This window comes from Kineosporia sp. NBRC 101677 (assembly GCF_030269265.1).
Lineage (GTDB): Bacteria > Actinomycetota > Actinomycetes > Actinomycetales > Kineosporiaceae > Kineosporia > Kineosporia rhizophila.
The window spans coordinates 140410-153989 of the sequence record NZ_BSTA01000011.1; the positions used below are offsets into that span (position 1 = coordinate 140410).

Annotated in this window: 14 protein-coding genes; 4 read left to right on the forward strand and 10 right to left on the reverse strand. The window is 69.2% G+C overall.

Translation table 11 applies throughout. The features are described from left to right. Positions 1-7: 7 nt before the first annotated feature. Positions 8-796: a cytochrome bc1 complex diheme cytochrome c subunit gene (gene qcrC / locus QSK18_RS27905; RefSeq protein WP_232812902.1), complete on the reverse strand. Its 789-nt coding sequence runs from the start codon at positions 794-796 to the stop codon at positions 8-10. A gap of 70 nt (positions 797-866) precedes the next feature. Beyond that, the gene (ctaE, locus tag QSK18_RS27910) at positions 867-1544 is read right to left on the reverse strand and encodes an aa3-type cytochrome oxidase subunit III (RefSeq protein ID WP_408623787.1); all 678 of its coding nucleotides are present in this window, start codon (positions 1542-1544) and stop codon (positions 867-869) included. A 657-nt stretch (positions 1545-2201) separates the two neighbouring features. Here ctaE and QSK18_RS36080 point away from each other — a divergent pair. Next, positions 2202-2600, forward strand: a complete 399-nt coding sequence (locus QSK18_RS36080; protein WP_408623826.1) for a response regulator transcription factor — start codon at positions 2202-2204, stop codon at positions 2598-2600. A gap of 5 nt (positions 2601-2605) precedes the next feature. Further along, the gene (gene trpD / locus QSK18_RS27920; RefSeq protein ID WP_232812899.1) at positions 2606-3646 is read left to right on the forward strand and encodes an anthranilate phosphoribosyltransferase; all 1041 of its coding nucleotides are present in this window, start codon (positions 2606-2608) and stop codon (positions 3644-3646) included. A 121-nt stretch (positions 3647-3767) separates the two neighbouring features. Here trpD and QSK18_RS27925 read toward each other — a convergent pair whose 3' ends face one another. The 4 genes from QSK18_RS27925 to ctaC form a co-directional block, all read right to left on the reverse strand. Then, positions 3768-4994: a L,D-transpeptidase gene (locus QSK18_RS27925; RefSeq protein ID WP_232812898.1), complete on the reverse strand. Its 1227-nt coding sequence runs from the start codon at positions 4992-4994 to the stop codon at positions 3768-3770. A 317-nt stretch (positions 4995-5311) separates the two neighbouring features. Continuing rightward, positions 5312-5713: a cytochrome c oxidase subunit 4 gene (locus QSK18_RS27930; RefSeq protein WP_232812897.1), complete on the reverse strand. Its 402-nt coding sequence runs from the start codon at positions 5711-5713 to the stop codon at positions 5312-5314. Then, a complete protein-coding gene (gene ctaD, locus QSK18_RS27935; RefSeq protein WP_232812896.1) occupies positions 5710-7494 on the reverse strand; it encodes an aa3-type cytochrome oxidase subunit I in 1785 nt (594 codons plus the stop codon). Before ctaD ends, QSK18_RS27930 begins: the two co-directional genes overlap by 4 nt. Next, the gene (gene ctaC, locus QSK18_RS27940) at positions 7491-8465 is read right to left on the reverse strand and encodes an aa3-type cytochrome oxidase subunit II (RefSeq protein WP_456298977.1); all 975 of its coding nucleotides are present in this window, start codon (positions 8463-8465) and stop codon (positions 7491-7493) included. Before ctaC ends, ctaD begins: the two co-directional genes overlap by 4 nt. A 145-nt stretch (positions 8466-8610) precedes the next feature. Here ctaC and QSK18_RS27945 point away from each other — a divergent pair, with 145 nt between their 5' ends. Together QSK18_RS27945 and QSK18_RS27950 are read left to right on the forward strand one after the other, a co-directional pair. Next, entirely contained in the window at positions 8611-9792 is a 1182-nt protein-coding gene (locus tag QSK18_RS27945; protein ID WP_232812894.1) for a cysteine desulfurase family protein, read from the forward strand. Between the two features lie 10 nt (positions 9793-9802). Continuing rightward, positions 9803-10057, forward strand: coding sequence for a sulfurtransferase TusA family protein (locus QSK18_RS27950; RefSeq protein ID WP_232812893.1), 255 nt, complete (start codon positions 9803-9805; stop codon positions 10055-10057). Here the strand turns inward: QSK18_RS27950 and aat are convergent. The 4 genes from aat to QSK18_RS27970 all read right to left on the reverse strand — a co-directional run bounded on the left by aat (position 10041) and on the right by QSK18_RS27970 (position 13564). After that, a complete protein-coding gene (gene aat, locus QSK18_RS27955) occupies positions 10041-10733 on the reverse strand; it encodes a leucyl/phenylalanyl-tRNA--protein transferase (RefSeq protein ID WP_232812892.1) in 693 nt (230 codons plus the stop codon). The genes QSK18_RS27950 and aat overlap by 17 nt on opposite strands. Before the next feature lie 84 nt (positions 10734-10817). Next, positions 10818-11801, reverse strand: a complete 984-nt coding sequence (locus QSK18_RS27960) for a carbohydrate kinase family protein (RefSeq protein WP_232812891.1) — start codon at positions 11799-11801, stop codon at positions 10818-10820. 115 nt (positions 11802-11916) lie between these two features. Beyond that, entirely contained in the window at positions 11917-12294 is a 378-nt protein-coding gene (locus tag QSK18_RS27965; protein WP_232812890.1) for a HesB/IscA family protein, read from the reverse strand. Between the two features lie 115 nt (positions 12295-12409). Next, the gene (locus tag QSK18_RS27970; RefSeq protein WP_232812889.1) at positions 12410-13564 is read right to left on the reverse strand and encodes a glycerate kinase family protein; all 1155 of its coding nucleotides are present in this window, start codon (positions 13562-13564) and stop codon (positions 12410-12412) included. Between the last annotated feature and the right edge of the window lie 16 nt (positions 13565-13580).

The window sequence follows — 13580 nt, forward strand, 5'->3', positions numbered from 1 at the left end:
TCCTTGCTCACGAGGACTTCGCCCCCAGCCAGACCGCGAAACCGATCAGCATCGTGAGACCGACGACCCAGGCCACCAGGCCCTCGGTCACCGGGCCGAGCCGGCCCAGCGACATGCCGCCCGGGTCCGGGGACTCACTGATCGTGGTCAGGAAGGCGATGACGTCCCGCTTCTCCTCCGGGCCGATGGTCTGGTCCGGGAAGACCGGCATCGACTGGGGGCCGCTGATCATGGCTTCGTAGATGTACTTCGGCTCGACGTCGGTCAGCGGCGGGGCGAACTTGCCCCGGGTCAGCGCACCGCGGGAACCGGCCGCGTTGTGGCACATGGCGCAGTTGGTGCGGAAGATCGCGGCACCCTTGGAGACGTCGCCCTGGGCGGGGTCGAGCAGCTCCTCGTCCGGGATGGCCGGGCCGGCGCCGAGGCTGGCGACGTAGGCGGACAGCTGGGCCGTCTGCTCGTCGCTGAGCTCGACGGTGGCCTCGGGGGCCTGCGGGCCGCTCATGGCCAGCGGCATGCGGCCGGTGCCGACCTGGAAGTCGACCGAGGCCGCGCCGACGCCGATCAGCGAGGGGGCCTCGTTGCGGCCCTCCGCGTCGAGGCCGTGGCAGGTGGAGCAGTTGGCGAGGAAGAGCTTGCGGCCCTCCTCGATGTCGTCGGCCGAGGCTGTGCTGGTCGAGGCATCCGCCGTGCTGGGCATCACGGCGGCGTAGGCCACGCCCGTCACGAGCAGGCCGAGCAGCACGATCAGTGCTGTGGCCAACGGGTGCCGCCGCCGGGCAGCGAGTGCGCTCACGATGTAGAACTCCTACGTTCCGAGGTAGGTACAGGCGAAACGGCCTGCGTCGTAGCGGTCATCGGGTTTCTCACTTGATGACGTAGATGACGAAGAAGAGACCGATCCAGACCACGTCCACGAAGTGCCAGTAGTACGACGTGACGATGGCGCTGGTGGCCTCCGCATGGCCGAAGCGCTTGGCCGCGAAACTGCGGCCGATGATCAGCAGGAAGGCGATGAGCCCACCGGTGACGTGCATACCGTGGAAACCGGTGGTCATGTAGAAGACCGAGCCGTACCCGTTGGTGCCGAGGGTCAGGCCCTCCGCGATCAGGTGTGCGTACTCGTACACCTGGCCGCAGATGAAGACGGCGCCCGCGACGTACGTCAGCAGGTACCACTCCCGCATGCCCCAGTTGCGCCACTTGTGCTCGCGGGTCCAGGGGGCCCACCAGGTGCCGAGGGCGCTCGGCTGGAAACGCTCGGCGGCGAACACGCCCATCTGGCACCAGACGGAACTGAGCACCAGGTTGATCGTGTTGATCGTCGAGAAAGGGATGTCGAGCTTGAGCGGCTCGGTCGCCCACAGTTCGGGCTGGACGGCACGGATCGTGAAGTACATCGCGAAGAGACCCGCGAAGAACATCAGCTCGCTGGAGAGCCAAACGATCGTGCCGACCTGAACCATGTTGGGTCGGTTGAGAGTCGCATGAACGTTCGGCCCTGCCGGGCCGTCTACTGCCGCTACGGATGCCACGGGCGTCATTATGGCCTCACGCCGATCCGGATGTAGGACGGGGGGCACTTGTCTGCCCCTCGCCGTGTCCTAACTGTTGCCTGAGCGGGTTTCCCGCAGGTGGTGGAGGGTTTCGAAAGGCTCGTATCACGTAATTCGGCAGAGCCTTCCGGACCGCGGTCACCACCCGCCGGTCGCTGCTCGTCATAGGCCGTCACGTGAGGCTTCATCGGCTCACCGAACGCCTTCCTGTTGCCTTCACCCCACGTTCGCCGGGCAATTCCCTCCGACACGCGGAGTCGTTCACCCGGTATCCCGACGACTTTCCCGTCTCCCGGCGTGTCGGCACTTCGAGACCTCCGGGAGGGCTCGGTCGAACGGGGCCGGCCGTCGCTTTCGGTCACTGCCGGCCGACCATCCGGGTGGGGGCACGATCCGGCCCTTCGGTACGATCACGCTCGACACGCAGGCATCCGTCGGACCCATCGGATCGAGAACCGCGAGCGGGCCGGGCGGGGGCACGTGAGGGAATGAATCACGCCTCCAGGAGAGCGATCGATGACGACGACCTCGGCCCATCGCGGCGCCACTGCTTCCACCGGTGACCACTCGGGCGACGCACTGGTGCCGCTGCCGCCCAGCGAGCCCGACGCCCACGAGGACCCACGGCTGAGCGGCGCCCAGCCGGTGTCCGGGCCCAAGCCGGTCTCGGTGCTGCTGTACAGCGACGACTCGGACGTGCGCACCAAGGTGCGGATGGCCATCGGCAAGCGACTCGCGGTCGACCTGCCCCCGGTGCAGTGGACCGAGTGCGCCACTCCGGCGGCCGTGATCAGCGCGGTGGACAACGGTGGTTTCGACGTCCTGGTGCTGGACGGCGAGGCGGTCCCGGCCGGTGGCATGGGGGTCTGCCGTCAGCTCAAGGAAGAGATCTTCGAGTGCCCGCCGATCCTGGTGCTCACCGGCCGCCCGCAGGACGCCTGGCTGGCCACCTGGTCCCGGGCCGACGCCGCGGTGCCGCACCCGCTCGACCCCCGTGCCCTGGCCGAGGCGGTCACCGTCCTGGCCCGACGTCGCAGAGGCTGATTCTGATGTCGACCACCGCCGGCCTGACCTGGCCGCACCTGATCACCGCCCTCATCTCGGGGCAGGACCTCTCCCGGGAGGACACCGAGTGGGCGATGGAGCAGGTCATGACCGACCGCTCGAACCCGGTCCAGCTGGCCGCCTTCCTGGTCGCCCTGCGGGCCAAGGGTGAGACGGTGCAGGAGCTCGCCGGGCTGGTCGAGGTCATGCTCCGGCACGCGGTCCGGATCGAGATCCCGGGCCCGGCCGTGGACATCGTCGGCACCGGTGGCGACATGCACAAGACGGTGAACATCTCGACCATGTCCTCGCTGGTCGCGGCCGGCGCCGGGGTCCGGGTGATCAAGCACGGCAACCGGGCCGCGTCCTCCTCCTCCGGCGCCGCCGACGTGCTGGAGGCCCTGGGGCTGCGTCTGGACCTGCCCACCGAGCGGGTGGTCGAGGTGGCGGGCGAGGTCGGGATCACCTTCCTGTTCGCCATGAAGTTCCACCCCGCGCTGCGTTTCGCCGGTCCCACCCGGGCCGAGCTCAAGGTGCCCACGGCGTTCAACTTCCTCGGGCCGCTGACCAACCCGGCCCAGCCCGGCATCTCGGCGATCGGCTGCGCCAACCTGCGGATGGCCCCGATCATGGCCGGGGTGCTGGCCGAACGGGGCGACTCGGCGCTGGTCTTCCGGGGCGAGGACGGCCTGGACGAGCTCTCCACCACCGGCCCCTCGCGGGTCTGGCAGGTGCGCGACGGCCAGGTCGACGAGACCCTGTTCGATCCGGCCGATCTCGGTCTCCCCCGGGCCACGCTGGAAGATCTGCGCGGTGGCGACCCGCAGCACAACGCCGACGTGGTGCGCTCGCTGCTGGCCGGCGAGCCGGGTCCGGTGCGTGATGCGGTGGTGCTCAACGCGGGGGCCGCGCTGGCCGCTGCCGGCAACGGCGACGGTGACCTGGTCAAGCAGATCAGCGAGGGTGTGCAGAAGGCCACCCAGTCGATCGACAGCGGCGCCGCGGCCGACGTGCTCGAGCGCTGGGTCGCCGCCACCAACGCCTGATTTCCTGCTTTAAGACGTCCGAACCGGCGAACGCTGGACCCGCACCTATTGGTGCGGGCCCGGGTGAACGAAAGAGCCCCTGGTCCGTGGACCAGGGGCTCTTCTCGCTTCAAGAGGCGGATCAGGCCTTCCAGTCCGCGAACGACTCGTTCCAGACGGTGTACCCGTTGCCCCACTCCAGCTTGCGGTCGCTGTTCTCGTAGACCACCACGTCACCGACCTTGGAGTGGTCGAACAGCCACTTGGCCGCCTCGGTGGTCATGCCCGTGCAGCCGTGGCTGACGTTCGCGCTGCCCTGCTGACCGGCCGACCAGGGCGCGGCGTGGATGAACTCGCCGCTGTAGGTGAGGCGCATCGCGTACTTCGCCTCGATGTCGTAGTAGTCGGCGTCGCCCTTCTCGATCCCGATCGTGGAAGAACGCATCCGGTGCGACGTCTCGCGGCTCATGATCACCTTGATCCCGTTGCGGGTGGCCATCGAGGCCTTCCCCGTGGTCACCGGGATGGTGCGGACGACCTTGCCGTTCTTGCGGACCGTCATCTTGTGACCGGCCACGTCGACGGTGCTGATCATCTCGTCGCCGATGGTGAAGTCGGACTGCGACTTCTGCTTCTTGCCGTAGACGCCCTTGGCCACCTCGACCCCGGCCAGGTCGGCGGTCACCTTCACGTCGGTGCCGGGCTCCCAGTACTTCGCCGGGCGCCACCACACCTGGGTGCCGCTCATCCACTGCCAGGCGCCCTCGACCTTGTCGTCGCCGGTGTCGACCTCGAGGGCCTCTTCGACGCCCGCCCGCCTGCTCTCGCTGACCGACTGGGACAGCTCGACCACGACCGGCATGCCCACGCCGACGGTCCAGCCGTCACCGGGCACCACGTAGGCGGAGACCGTGCCCTCGGGGGTCAGGGTGGAGAAGGAGGACCGCTCCTCGGTGGCCACCCCGTCCGCGTTCGAGGCCTTGACCTGGACCGTGTAGCCCATCGCGGCCTTCAGCGCGGTCTTGCTGGTCCACTCGGTCTGGTCCTCGTTTAGCTTGCCCTTGACCTTCTTGCCGGTCGCGGTGGAGACGTTGACCTCGGAGATCGTGCCGTCCTCGACCGCCACCTTGATCTTCTTGGCAAGCTTGACCTTCTTCGTGCCGTCGCCCGGCGTGATCGTCACCGCGGCCGGGGCCGCCGCCGGCGTCTCCTCGACCTGGTTCTGCGAGCCCCCGGAGCCGCCCGCGCCACCCGGTCCGGCACTGTCGGAATCGCCGGACTGGCACCCGGCCAGGGCGATCAGCGCGGCCAGGGCCGCGGCCACCACCCCGGCTCTGCGCGTCCTTCTTGCGCCGACGACACGACTCATCACTTCTACCCACCTGATTCAGACAGATTCCGACTGCACCCGTTCATGCAGCGACGCCCCTAAGACGCGTCGAAGGCGGGCATCGGTTGCAATGTTTCGCTTAAGGGAGTGTATCGGCCGCACTTGAGAACCACCTGAAACATCATGGATCTCTCAAGCATTCCTCCCCTATCGGTCTGCTGAGCGCACCCTGGACCCGCCGGGACCACCCAGACGGCCCACTCCCGGGCCTGCTCGTCCCGCTCGGCCCACTCGGGCCGGGCAAAACGACGGCGCCCACGGTCCGGGGACCGTGGGCGCCGAGTGGTGCGGGTGGATCAGTGGGCGTGCTCGCCCCGGTAGAACTCGTAGACCCAGCCGACGAGGCCGATGCCGAGCATCAGGACACCCATCGCGACCAGCCAGAAGCCGACCGCCAGACCGGCGAAGATCACGGCAGCGGCGGCCGAGACGGCCAGCGGCCACCACGAGTGCGGCGCGAACTCACCGAGCTCGCCGGCGCCCTCGGCGATCTCACCGTAGGGGTTGTCCTCCGGGCGGGCGTCGATGTGCCGGGCCGTGTAGGCCAGGTACGCACCGATCATGACCGACAGGCCGCCGGTGAGGAACAGGCAGGACGTGCCGACCCACTCGTTCCAGTCGGTGACCACGCCGTAGACGATGCCGAAGGCGAAGAACAGAGGCGTCCCGCCGATGAAGATCCAGCTCTCTACCTTCACTTCTGCACCCCCTGGTTACCGGAGCCGTTACCGGGCTCGTCCGGGGCGTTCAGGCCCGGACCGCGTTCGTGGACGTCACCCTCGCCGTAGATCTTCTGGAGGAGACCCTTGTCCGGCGTGGGGTGATCGGCTGCCGCGATCTCCGGGTGGTGCAGGTCGAGCGCCGGGCGCTCGGACCGGATCCGGGGCAGCGAGTTGAAGTTGTGCCGCGGCGGCGGGCAGGACGTGGCCCACTCCAGGGTGTTGGCGAAGCCCCAGGGGTCGTCCACCGTGATCAGCGGCGCGCTCTTCCAGGTCTTGTAGACGTTCCAGGCGAACGGGACCACCGAGAGCGCCAGGATCACCGAGAACACCGTGGAGATCTGGTTGTAGAGCGTGAAGCCGTCTTCCGGCAGGTAGTCGGCGTAACGGCGGGGCATGCCCTCGACCCCCAGCCAGTGCTGGATCAGGAAGGTGCCGTGGAAGCCGATGAAGGTCAGCCAGAAGTGCACCTGGCCGAGCCGGTCGTCGAGCATCCGGCCGGTGAGCTTGGGCCACCAGAAGTAGAATCCGCCGTACATCGCGAACACCACGGTCCCGAACACCACGTAGTGGAAGTGCGCCACCACGAAGTAGGAGTCGGACAGCTGGAAGTCCAGCGGCGGGGAGCTCAGGATGATGCCGGTGAGACCACCGAAGAGGAAGGTCACCAGGAAGCCGATGGCCCAGACCATCGGGGCCTCGAAGGTGATCGACCCGCCCCACATGGTGCCGACCCAGTTGAAGAACTTCACCCCGGTGGGCACCGCGATCAGCATCGTCATGAAGGCGAAGAACGGCAGCGCGACCTGACCGGTGACGTACATGTGGTGGGCCCACACCGACACCGACAGGGCGGCGATGGCGATGGTGGCGAACACCAGCGTCTTGTAACCGAAGATCGGCTTGCGGCTGAAGACCGGCAGGATCTCGCTGATGATGCCGAAGAACGGCAGGGCGATGATGTAGACCTCGGGGTGACCGAAGAACCAGAACAGGTGCTGCCACAGCAGCGCCCCGCCGTTCTCCGGGTCGAAGATCGTTGCCCCGAACCGCCGGTCGGCGCCCAGCGCCATCAGCGCCGCGGCCAGCGGCGGGAAGGCCATGATCACCAGGATCGAGGTGATCAGCACGTTCCAGGTGAACAGGCCCATCCGGAACATGGTCATGCCGGGGGCACGCATGCAGATGATGGTGGTGATGAAGTTGACCGCACCGAGGATGGTGCCCAGACCGCTCAGCGCCAGGCCGAACACCCACAGGTCACCGCCGAGCCCCGGCGAGTACACCGAGTTGGACAGCGGCGCGTAGGCGAACCAGCCGAACGAGGCCGCACCCTGCGGGGTGAGGAAGCCGGAGACCGCGATCAGGCTGCCGAACAGGTAGAGCCAGTACGACAGCATGTTCAGCCGCGGGAACGCCACGTCGGGCGCGCCGATCTGCAGCGGCATGATCGCGTTGGCGAAACCGGCGAACAGCGGCGTCGCGAACATCAGGAGCATGATCGTGCCGTGCATCGTGAAGAGCTGGTTGTACTGCTCTTTCGTGCTGGCGATCTGCATGCCCGGGGTGAACAGCTCGAGGCGGATCAGCACCGCCATCAGGCCACCGAGCAGGAAGAACATGAAGGACGAGATCAGGTAGAGATTCCCGATCACCTTGTGGTCGGTGCTGGTCAGCCACTTGACCACGGTGCGGCCCTTGACGGCCGGCACGGGCCGGGCGACGTACTCCGGCTCCCCGACGTTGAACGTAGCTGTCATCGCTGGACCTCTGCCGTCTTCGATTCGGTCGAGAAGGACTGGGCGTCGCTGTTGCCCGCCTCCTCGGCGTCCGAGCTCTCCGGGGCCATCTCGCTACGGCCGAGCTCGGTCTCGAGCTGACCGGTCTGGCCGCGCGCCTCGAGGTCGGCCATGTGCTGGTCGTACTCGGCCTGGCTGACCACCTCGACGTTGAACAGCATCTCGGAGTGGTACTCGCCGCACAGCTCCGCGCACTTGCCCTTGAAGCTGCCCTCGACGGCCGGGGTGACCTGGAACTTGTTCTCGATCCCGGGGATCATGTCCATCTTCATCAGGAAGGCGGGGATCCAGAACGAGTGGATGACGTCGCGTGAGGTGAGGTCGAACTGGACGCGCTTGCCGACCGGCAGGTACAGCGTCGGCAGCTCGGCCTCCGCGCCCTCGTTGCCGTCGAGCTGGCCCATCACGCCGGACTCGTAGACGTCGCTGTCCTTGTAGTTGAAGTCCCACGACCACTGCTTGCCCACGACGCCGATGGTGACGTCGGGCTTCTCGCTGGTGTCGAGGATCTCCGACTGGTCACGGGCCGTGTACCCGAAGAGCACCGCGATCATCATGACCGGGATGACCGTGTACATGACCTCCAGCGGGAGGTGGTAGCGGATCTGCGCGGGCACACCGGTCTCGCCCTTACGGCGCCGGTACGCGATCATGCACCAGATCACCAGGCCCCAGACGATCGCACCGACGATCAGTGCGGCGATCCAGGAACCACGCCACAGATCGCTGATCCGCTCGGTGTGGTCGGTGGCCCCCACGCTGTCTTCGGGGAACCACCCTCGCTGCACCGCATCGGTGCAGCCGGACAAAGTCAGTAGAGCAGCGCCGGCCAAACCCACGGCAACTGCACGGGCGCGCCGACGCGCCTTGCCAAACCCCTCGTGCGAACGCAACGGCGGCCTTCCCACGGTCTCGTCCCGGTGCCCGGTCATCGCCTGTGACCCCGAGTGCTTTTGCTGAATTTTCATGCTCCCGATTTCTCGTTCGTGAGCAGGGTAGCGGGTGCCTCCGACAGCGCCCGCGATGGGTCGGACTTGGTATCGGCGTGGCGTGCCAGGGACGAGAGACACTGCGGGGATGACTTACGGTCCCCCGGCTCGACCAGGCGTTCCTCACCCGGAAGGAGTACGGGCGCAACGGACTTATCTGGACGCATCCACTGTCGCACCGCTTCACCCGTCCGGACGGGAAGCCTGGCACACAGCGGTCGCGGAGGGTTGGGCGGACCCGCGCCGGCTGCACCGGGAAGGGCGTTCGGCCCGTCTCCTGCTCGAGGGCGCGCGCGAGTCGATCGCCGCTGACCTGGGCGCCCGCACCGAGGAGCTGGTGTTCACCGGCTCCCACACCGAGGCCGTGCACGCAGCCGTGCTGGGCACCCTGCACGCCCGGCGCCGGGTGGGGCGCCGGGTGGTGATGTCGGCGGTCGAGCACTCCGCGGTCCTGCACGCCGCCGAGTTCTCCGGCGAGCCCGTCCTGATTCCGGTCGACCGGCTCGGGCGTGTCGAACTGCCGGCCTTCGGCGAGGCCGTGTCGGGCGAAGGTGTCGCGCTGGCCTGTCTCCAGGCGGCGAACGGTGAGGTGGGCACGCTGCAGCCGGTGGGTGCGGCGGCCGAGGCGACCAAGAAGGCCGGTGTCCCCTTACTGGTCGATGCAGCGGCCGCGGCCGGACACACGTCCATAGATCCGAACTGGGACCTGCTGACGGCCGACCCGCGATCCTGGGGCGCGCCGGACGGGCTGGGGGTGCTGGCGATCCGCGCCAACACCCGCTGGCTCTCGCCCTATCCCGCCGACGAGGGAACCGAGAAGGTCCCCGGCTCGGTCTCGGTTCCGAGTGCGCTGGCCGCGGCGGTCGTGCTGCGGGCGGTCACCGCGCAGCGGGCCGAACTGAGCCGGGTGCGGCGTGAGCTCACCGACCGGATCCGGGCGGCGGCGGCCGCGGTCCCCGACACCGAGGTGGTGGGCGACCCGGACGAGCGACTGCCCCACCTGGTCACTTTCTCCAGCCTGTACGTGGACGGCGAAGCAATCGTGAACGACCTGGACCGTCGGGGGTTCGCGGTGGGTTCCGGGTCGGCCTGCACGGCGTCCACCCTGGAACCCAGTCACGTACTGGCCGCCATGGGCGTACTCACCCACGGGAACGTGCGCGTGGGGCTGCCGGTGGACGTACGGCCCGAGGCCGTGGAGCGCTTCTGCGCCGCCCTTCCCGAGGCGGTGGCCCAGGTGCGTTCGCTGCTGGGCGCCGAGGATCTGTAGCTTTCCACCAATGGACGATGGTGGTCAGTCGGTCGTGGACGCTCGGGGACTGCGGTGCCCCCTGCCGATCATCCGCCTGGCCGCCGCCGCGAAGCTGGCCGTGCCGGGCAGTGTGGTCACCGTGCTGAGTACTGATCCGGCGGCCGAGCCGGACATCGCGGCCTGGTGCCGGCTGCGCGGCGCGGAGGTGGTCGATCAGGAATGGACGATCGACGAGACCGGTCGTTTCCTGCGCAGCGAGGTACGGGTCAGACCGGGCGACTGAACACGGCCGGGCGGGGTAGGAGCAGCGCTTCTTCCAGGCGGGCGCGGTACTCCTGACGGCCGATCTCCACCACCCCGAGGCTGGCCAGGTGGTCTGTACGCCACTGCACATCGAGCAGCCGGCGCTCGTCACCGTCTTCCATCAGCATCCGGACCAGAGCCACCAGCGCGACCTTCGAGGCGTCGGTCTCGCGGTGGAACATCGACTCCCCCGCGAACAGACCGCCGATACCCACGCCGTACAGGCCGCCCGCGAGCCGGCCGTCGCGCCAGCACTCGACCGAGTGTGCCCACCCCAGGTCGTGCAGCCGACGGTAGGCCTCGGCGATCCGCGGGGTGATCCAGCGACCTGGCCGGCGCACGTCCGCGCAACCGGCCAGGACCTCCTCGAACGCCGTGTCCACCCGGACCTCGAAGGTGTTCAGGGCCTTGCGGAGCGAGCGGCTGACCTTGAGCCCGCCCAGCGGCAGGACGCCGCGCGGATCGGGCGACCACCAGCCGAGCGGGCCCCGGCCGTGCCGGCCGAGGCCCATCGGGAAGACCGCCGAGCGGTAGCCGGCCAGCAGCGTGCCGGGTTCCAGGTCGGCGCCCACCCCGATCAGGTCCTCACCCGGCACGGCCACCGACAGGTCGAAGGCGTACCGGCTGGCCAGCGGCTCCACCGGTTGCGCAGTCATTCCGGTCGACCCTCCGAAGCCCGCCTCGTCCCGCCGGTGCCGCTCGTCTTCTCCCCGCACGCCGTCTCGCACTGGCCCTCGGCGCTACGGGCGGAAGGTGACGAGGTGCGGCTCCAGTTCGGCCGCCGCGGCCTCGCCGTAGACGGAGGTGAAGCGCTCGACGAAACCGGCCCGGGACAGGTTGTACTCCTGCGGCCCGACCGTCTCCAGCACCAGCGTGGCCAGCGTGGCCCCGACCTGGGCGCTGCGCTCGGGGCTGAGGCCCCAGGCGATACCGGCCAGGAAGCCGGCCCGGAAGGCGTCGCCGATACCCGTCGGGTCGGCCAGGCGGGTGGCCGGGACGATCGGCACGTGGATCGTCTCCTCGCCCTTGACCTCGATGAACACGCCCTTCTCGCCGTGCGTGGTGACCCGCATGCCGACCCGGCCGAGGATCTCCTCGGCGCTCCAGCCGGTCTTGGACTCGATCAGCCCGGCCTCGTAGTCGTTGCTGAACAGGTAGGTCGCGCCGTCGATGTACTGGCGGATCAGCGGGCCGTCGGCCCAGGCCAGCTGCTGGGAGGGGTCGGCCGCGAACGGGATGCCGCGCGAGCGGCACTCCTCGGTGTGCCGGAGCATCGCCTCGGGGTCGTTGGGGCTGACCACGACCAGGTCGAGCGGGCCCTCGGCGGACAGCGGGCCGAGCTCGATCTGGCTGGCCTCGGACATCGCCCCCGGGTAGAAGGAGGCGATCTGGGCCTGCTCGGAGTCGGTGGTGCAGATGAACCGGGCGGTGTGCAGGGTCTGCGAGATCCGCACTCCGGAGCAGTCCACGTTGTGCCGCTCCAGCCAGGACCGGTACTCGGCGAAGTCCTCACCGGCCGAGCCCACCAGCAGCGGCCGCAGCCCGAGGTTGCCCAGGCCGAAGGAGATGTTGCAGCCGACGCCACCGCGCCGGATCTGCAGGTCCCCGACGAGGAAGGAGAGGGAGACCTTCTCCAGCTGCTCCTTGAGCAGACTGTCGGCGAAACGCCCGTCGAAGGTCATGAGGTGGTCGGTCGCGATGGATCCGGTAACGGCGATACGCACGACTGGGAAGCCTACCGGTGACTGCGCTCCGGGGAACCGACCAACCGCCCGCGAGTGCCCACAAAACCGAACAGGCCGCACCCGGTGGGTGCGGCCTGTTCGAAGGCGGTGCGGATCAGTGGAAGCTGTCTCCACAGGCGCAGCTGCCCTGGGCGTTCGGGTTGTCGATGGTGAAGCCCTGCTTCGCGATCGTGTCGGCGAAGTCGATCGAGGCACCCTCGAGGTACGGGGCGCTCATCCGGTCGACGACGACACCGACGCCGTCGAAGTCGCGGACCAGGTCACCGTCGAGCGTGCGCTCGTCGAAGTACAGCTCGTAGATCAGACCGGAGCAGCCACCCGGCTGGACTGCGATGCGCAGCCGCAGGTCGTCGCGGCCCTCCTGCTCGAGCAGGCTCTTCACCTTGCTGGTGGCGACGTCGGTGAGCAGCACGCCGTGCGCCGGCTTCGCCTCGGTCGCGACGGTGCTCTGCTCGGTCTCGTTGACGGTCATGCGTAGATCTCCTGCTCGTTGAACGGTCAGGTCGGCCAGTTCTGCGTACCGGTCAGCAGCGATCAGGCCCGGGTAATTCCCGGTTCTGCCGACGAATCCGTGCCTTCAGCGTACGTCACCTGCGGGGCGACCAGGTGCGGGCCACTCGCTGGGCCCGGTCGGCCAGGCGCCCGGCCGGATCGGCCAGCGAGGCCTGCACCTCGGCGGCGTTACGGGCCACCGGGTAGGCCGACTCGACGCCGACCGACAGCAGCTCGCGCCGCCCGACCAGGACCTGACCGGCCACCGCCACCGTGGGTACGGCGGCCTCCTGGGCCAGCCGGGCCACCGCGGTGACCACCTTCCCGCGCAGCGACTGCCAGTCCAGGCTGCCCTCACCGGTGACCACCAGGCCCGCTCCCTGGAGCCGTTCGGCCAGGCCCACCGCCTCGGTGACCAGGGCGGCGCCGATCTGCCGGGTGGCGCCGAGCAGGAGCAGCCCGAAGGCCAGGCCCCCTCCGGCGCCGGAACCGGCCTCGGCGACCAGCCGCTGCGGCTGCCCGAGGGCGTCCACCGCCGCCCGGGCGAAGTCGCCCAGGGCCAGGTCGAGCTCCTGGGCCTGTTGCGGGCTCGCCCCCTTCTCCTTGGCGTGCAGCGCACTGACGCCCTTGAAGCCGAGCAGGACCACGTCGGAGTCGGTGGCCGCGATCAGCTCGACCCCGCTCAGGCGCTCGCGCAACTGGTTGAGGGAGGTCAGTCGCTCGGCCGTAATGCCCTTGAGCGCCAGGCCGCCCGCCCGCAGCCCTTCGGGTACCGGCAGCCCCAGGGAGGTGGCCAGGCCGGCCAGCATCCCGGCCCCGCCGTCGTTGGTGACCACTCCCCCGACGCCGACCACGATGCGGGTGGCGCCGGTCTGCACCGCCGCGCCGATCAGGGTGCCCAGCCCGAAGCTGGTGGCCGTGCCCGGGTCGCGCCCACCGGGCGGCACCAGCTCCGGCCCGCAGGCCTGGGCCGCCTCGAGATATGCGGTGTTCTGCACGCTTTCGCCAGGCGTGACGAAGATAACGGCCAGCGCCGGGCCGTCGGCCGGACCGGTGACCTCGACCGGGACCAGACGGCCGGGCAGCCCCGCCGCCAGCGCGTCCACGAATCCCTGCGCGCCGTCCGACAGCGGGCAAAGATCCAGGTCATCGGTGGGTGCATGACGTTGCCAGCCCTCGGCCAGGGCCTGCGCCGCGGCCGGCGCGGTGAGGGTGCCGGAGAAGCTGTCGGGGGCGATTACCACACGCACTGCGAAATCATGTCAT

Coding starts and splice junctions, on each gene's coding strand:
- aat (WP_232812892.1), bottom strand. CDS start 10,733: ATGACTGCGCAACCGGTGGAGCCGCTGGCCAGCCGGTACGCCTTCGAC.
- QSK18_RS27965 (WP_232812890.1), bottom strand. CDS start 12,294: ATGACCGTCAACGAGACCGAGCAGAGCACCGTCGCGACCGAGGCGAAG.
- ctaE (WP_408623787.1), bottom strand. CDS start 1,544: ATGACGCCCGTGGCATCCGTAGCGGCAGTAGACGGCCCGGCAGGGCCG.
- trpD (WP_232812899.1), top strand. CDS start 2,606: ATGTCGACCACCGCCGGCCTGACCTGGCCGCACCTGATCACCGCCCTC.
- QSK18_RS27945 (WP_232812894.1), top strand. CDS start 8,611: ATGACTTACGGTCCCCCGGCTCGACCAGGCGTTCCTCACCCGGAAGGA.
- ctaC (WP_456298977.1), bottom strand. CDS start 8,465: ATGACCGGGCACCGGGACGAGACCGTGGGAAGGCCGCCGTTGCGTTCG.
- QSK18_RS27925 (WP_232812898.1), bottom strand. CDS start 4,994: ATGAGTCGTGTCGTCGGCGCAAGAAGGACGCGCAGAGCCGGGGTGGTG.
- QSK18_RS27950 (WP_232812893.1), top strand. CDS start 9,803: ATGGACGATGGTGGTCAGTCGGTCGTGGACGCTCGGGGACTGCGGTGC.
- ctaD (WP_232812896.1), bottom strand. CDS start 7,494: ATGACAGCTACGTTCAACGTCGGGGAGCCGGAGTACGTCGCCCGGCCC.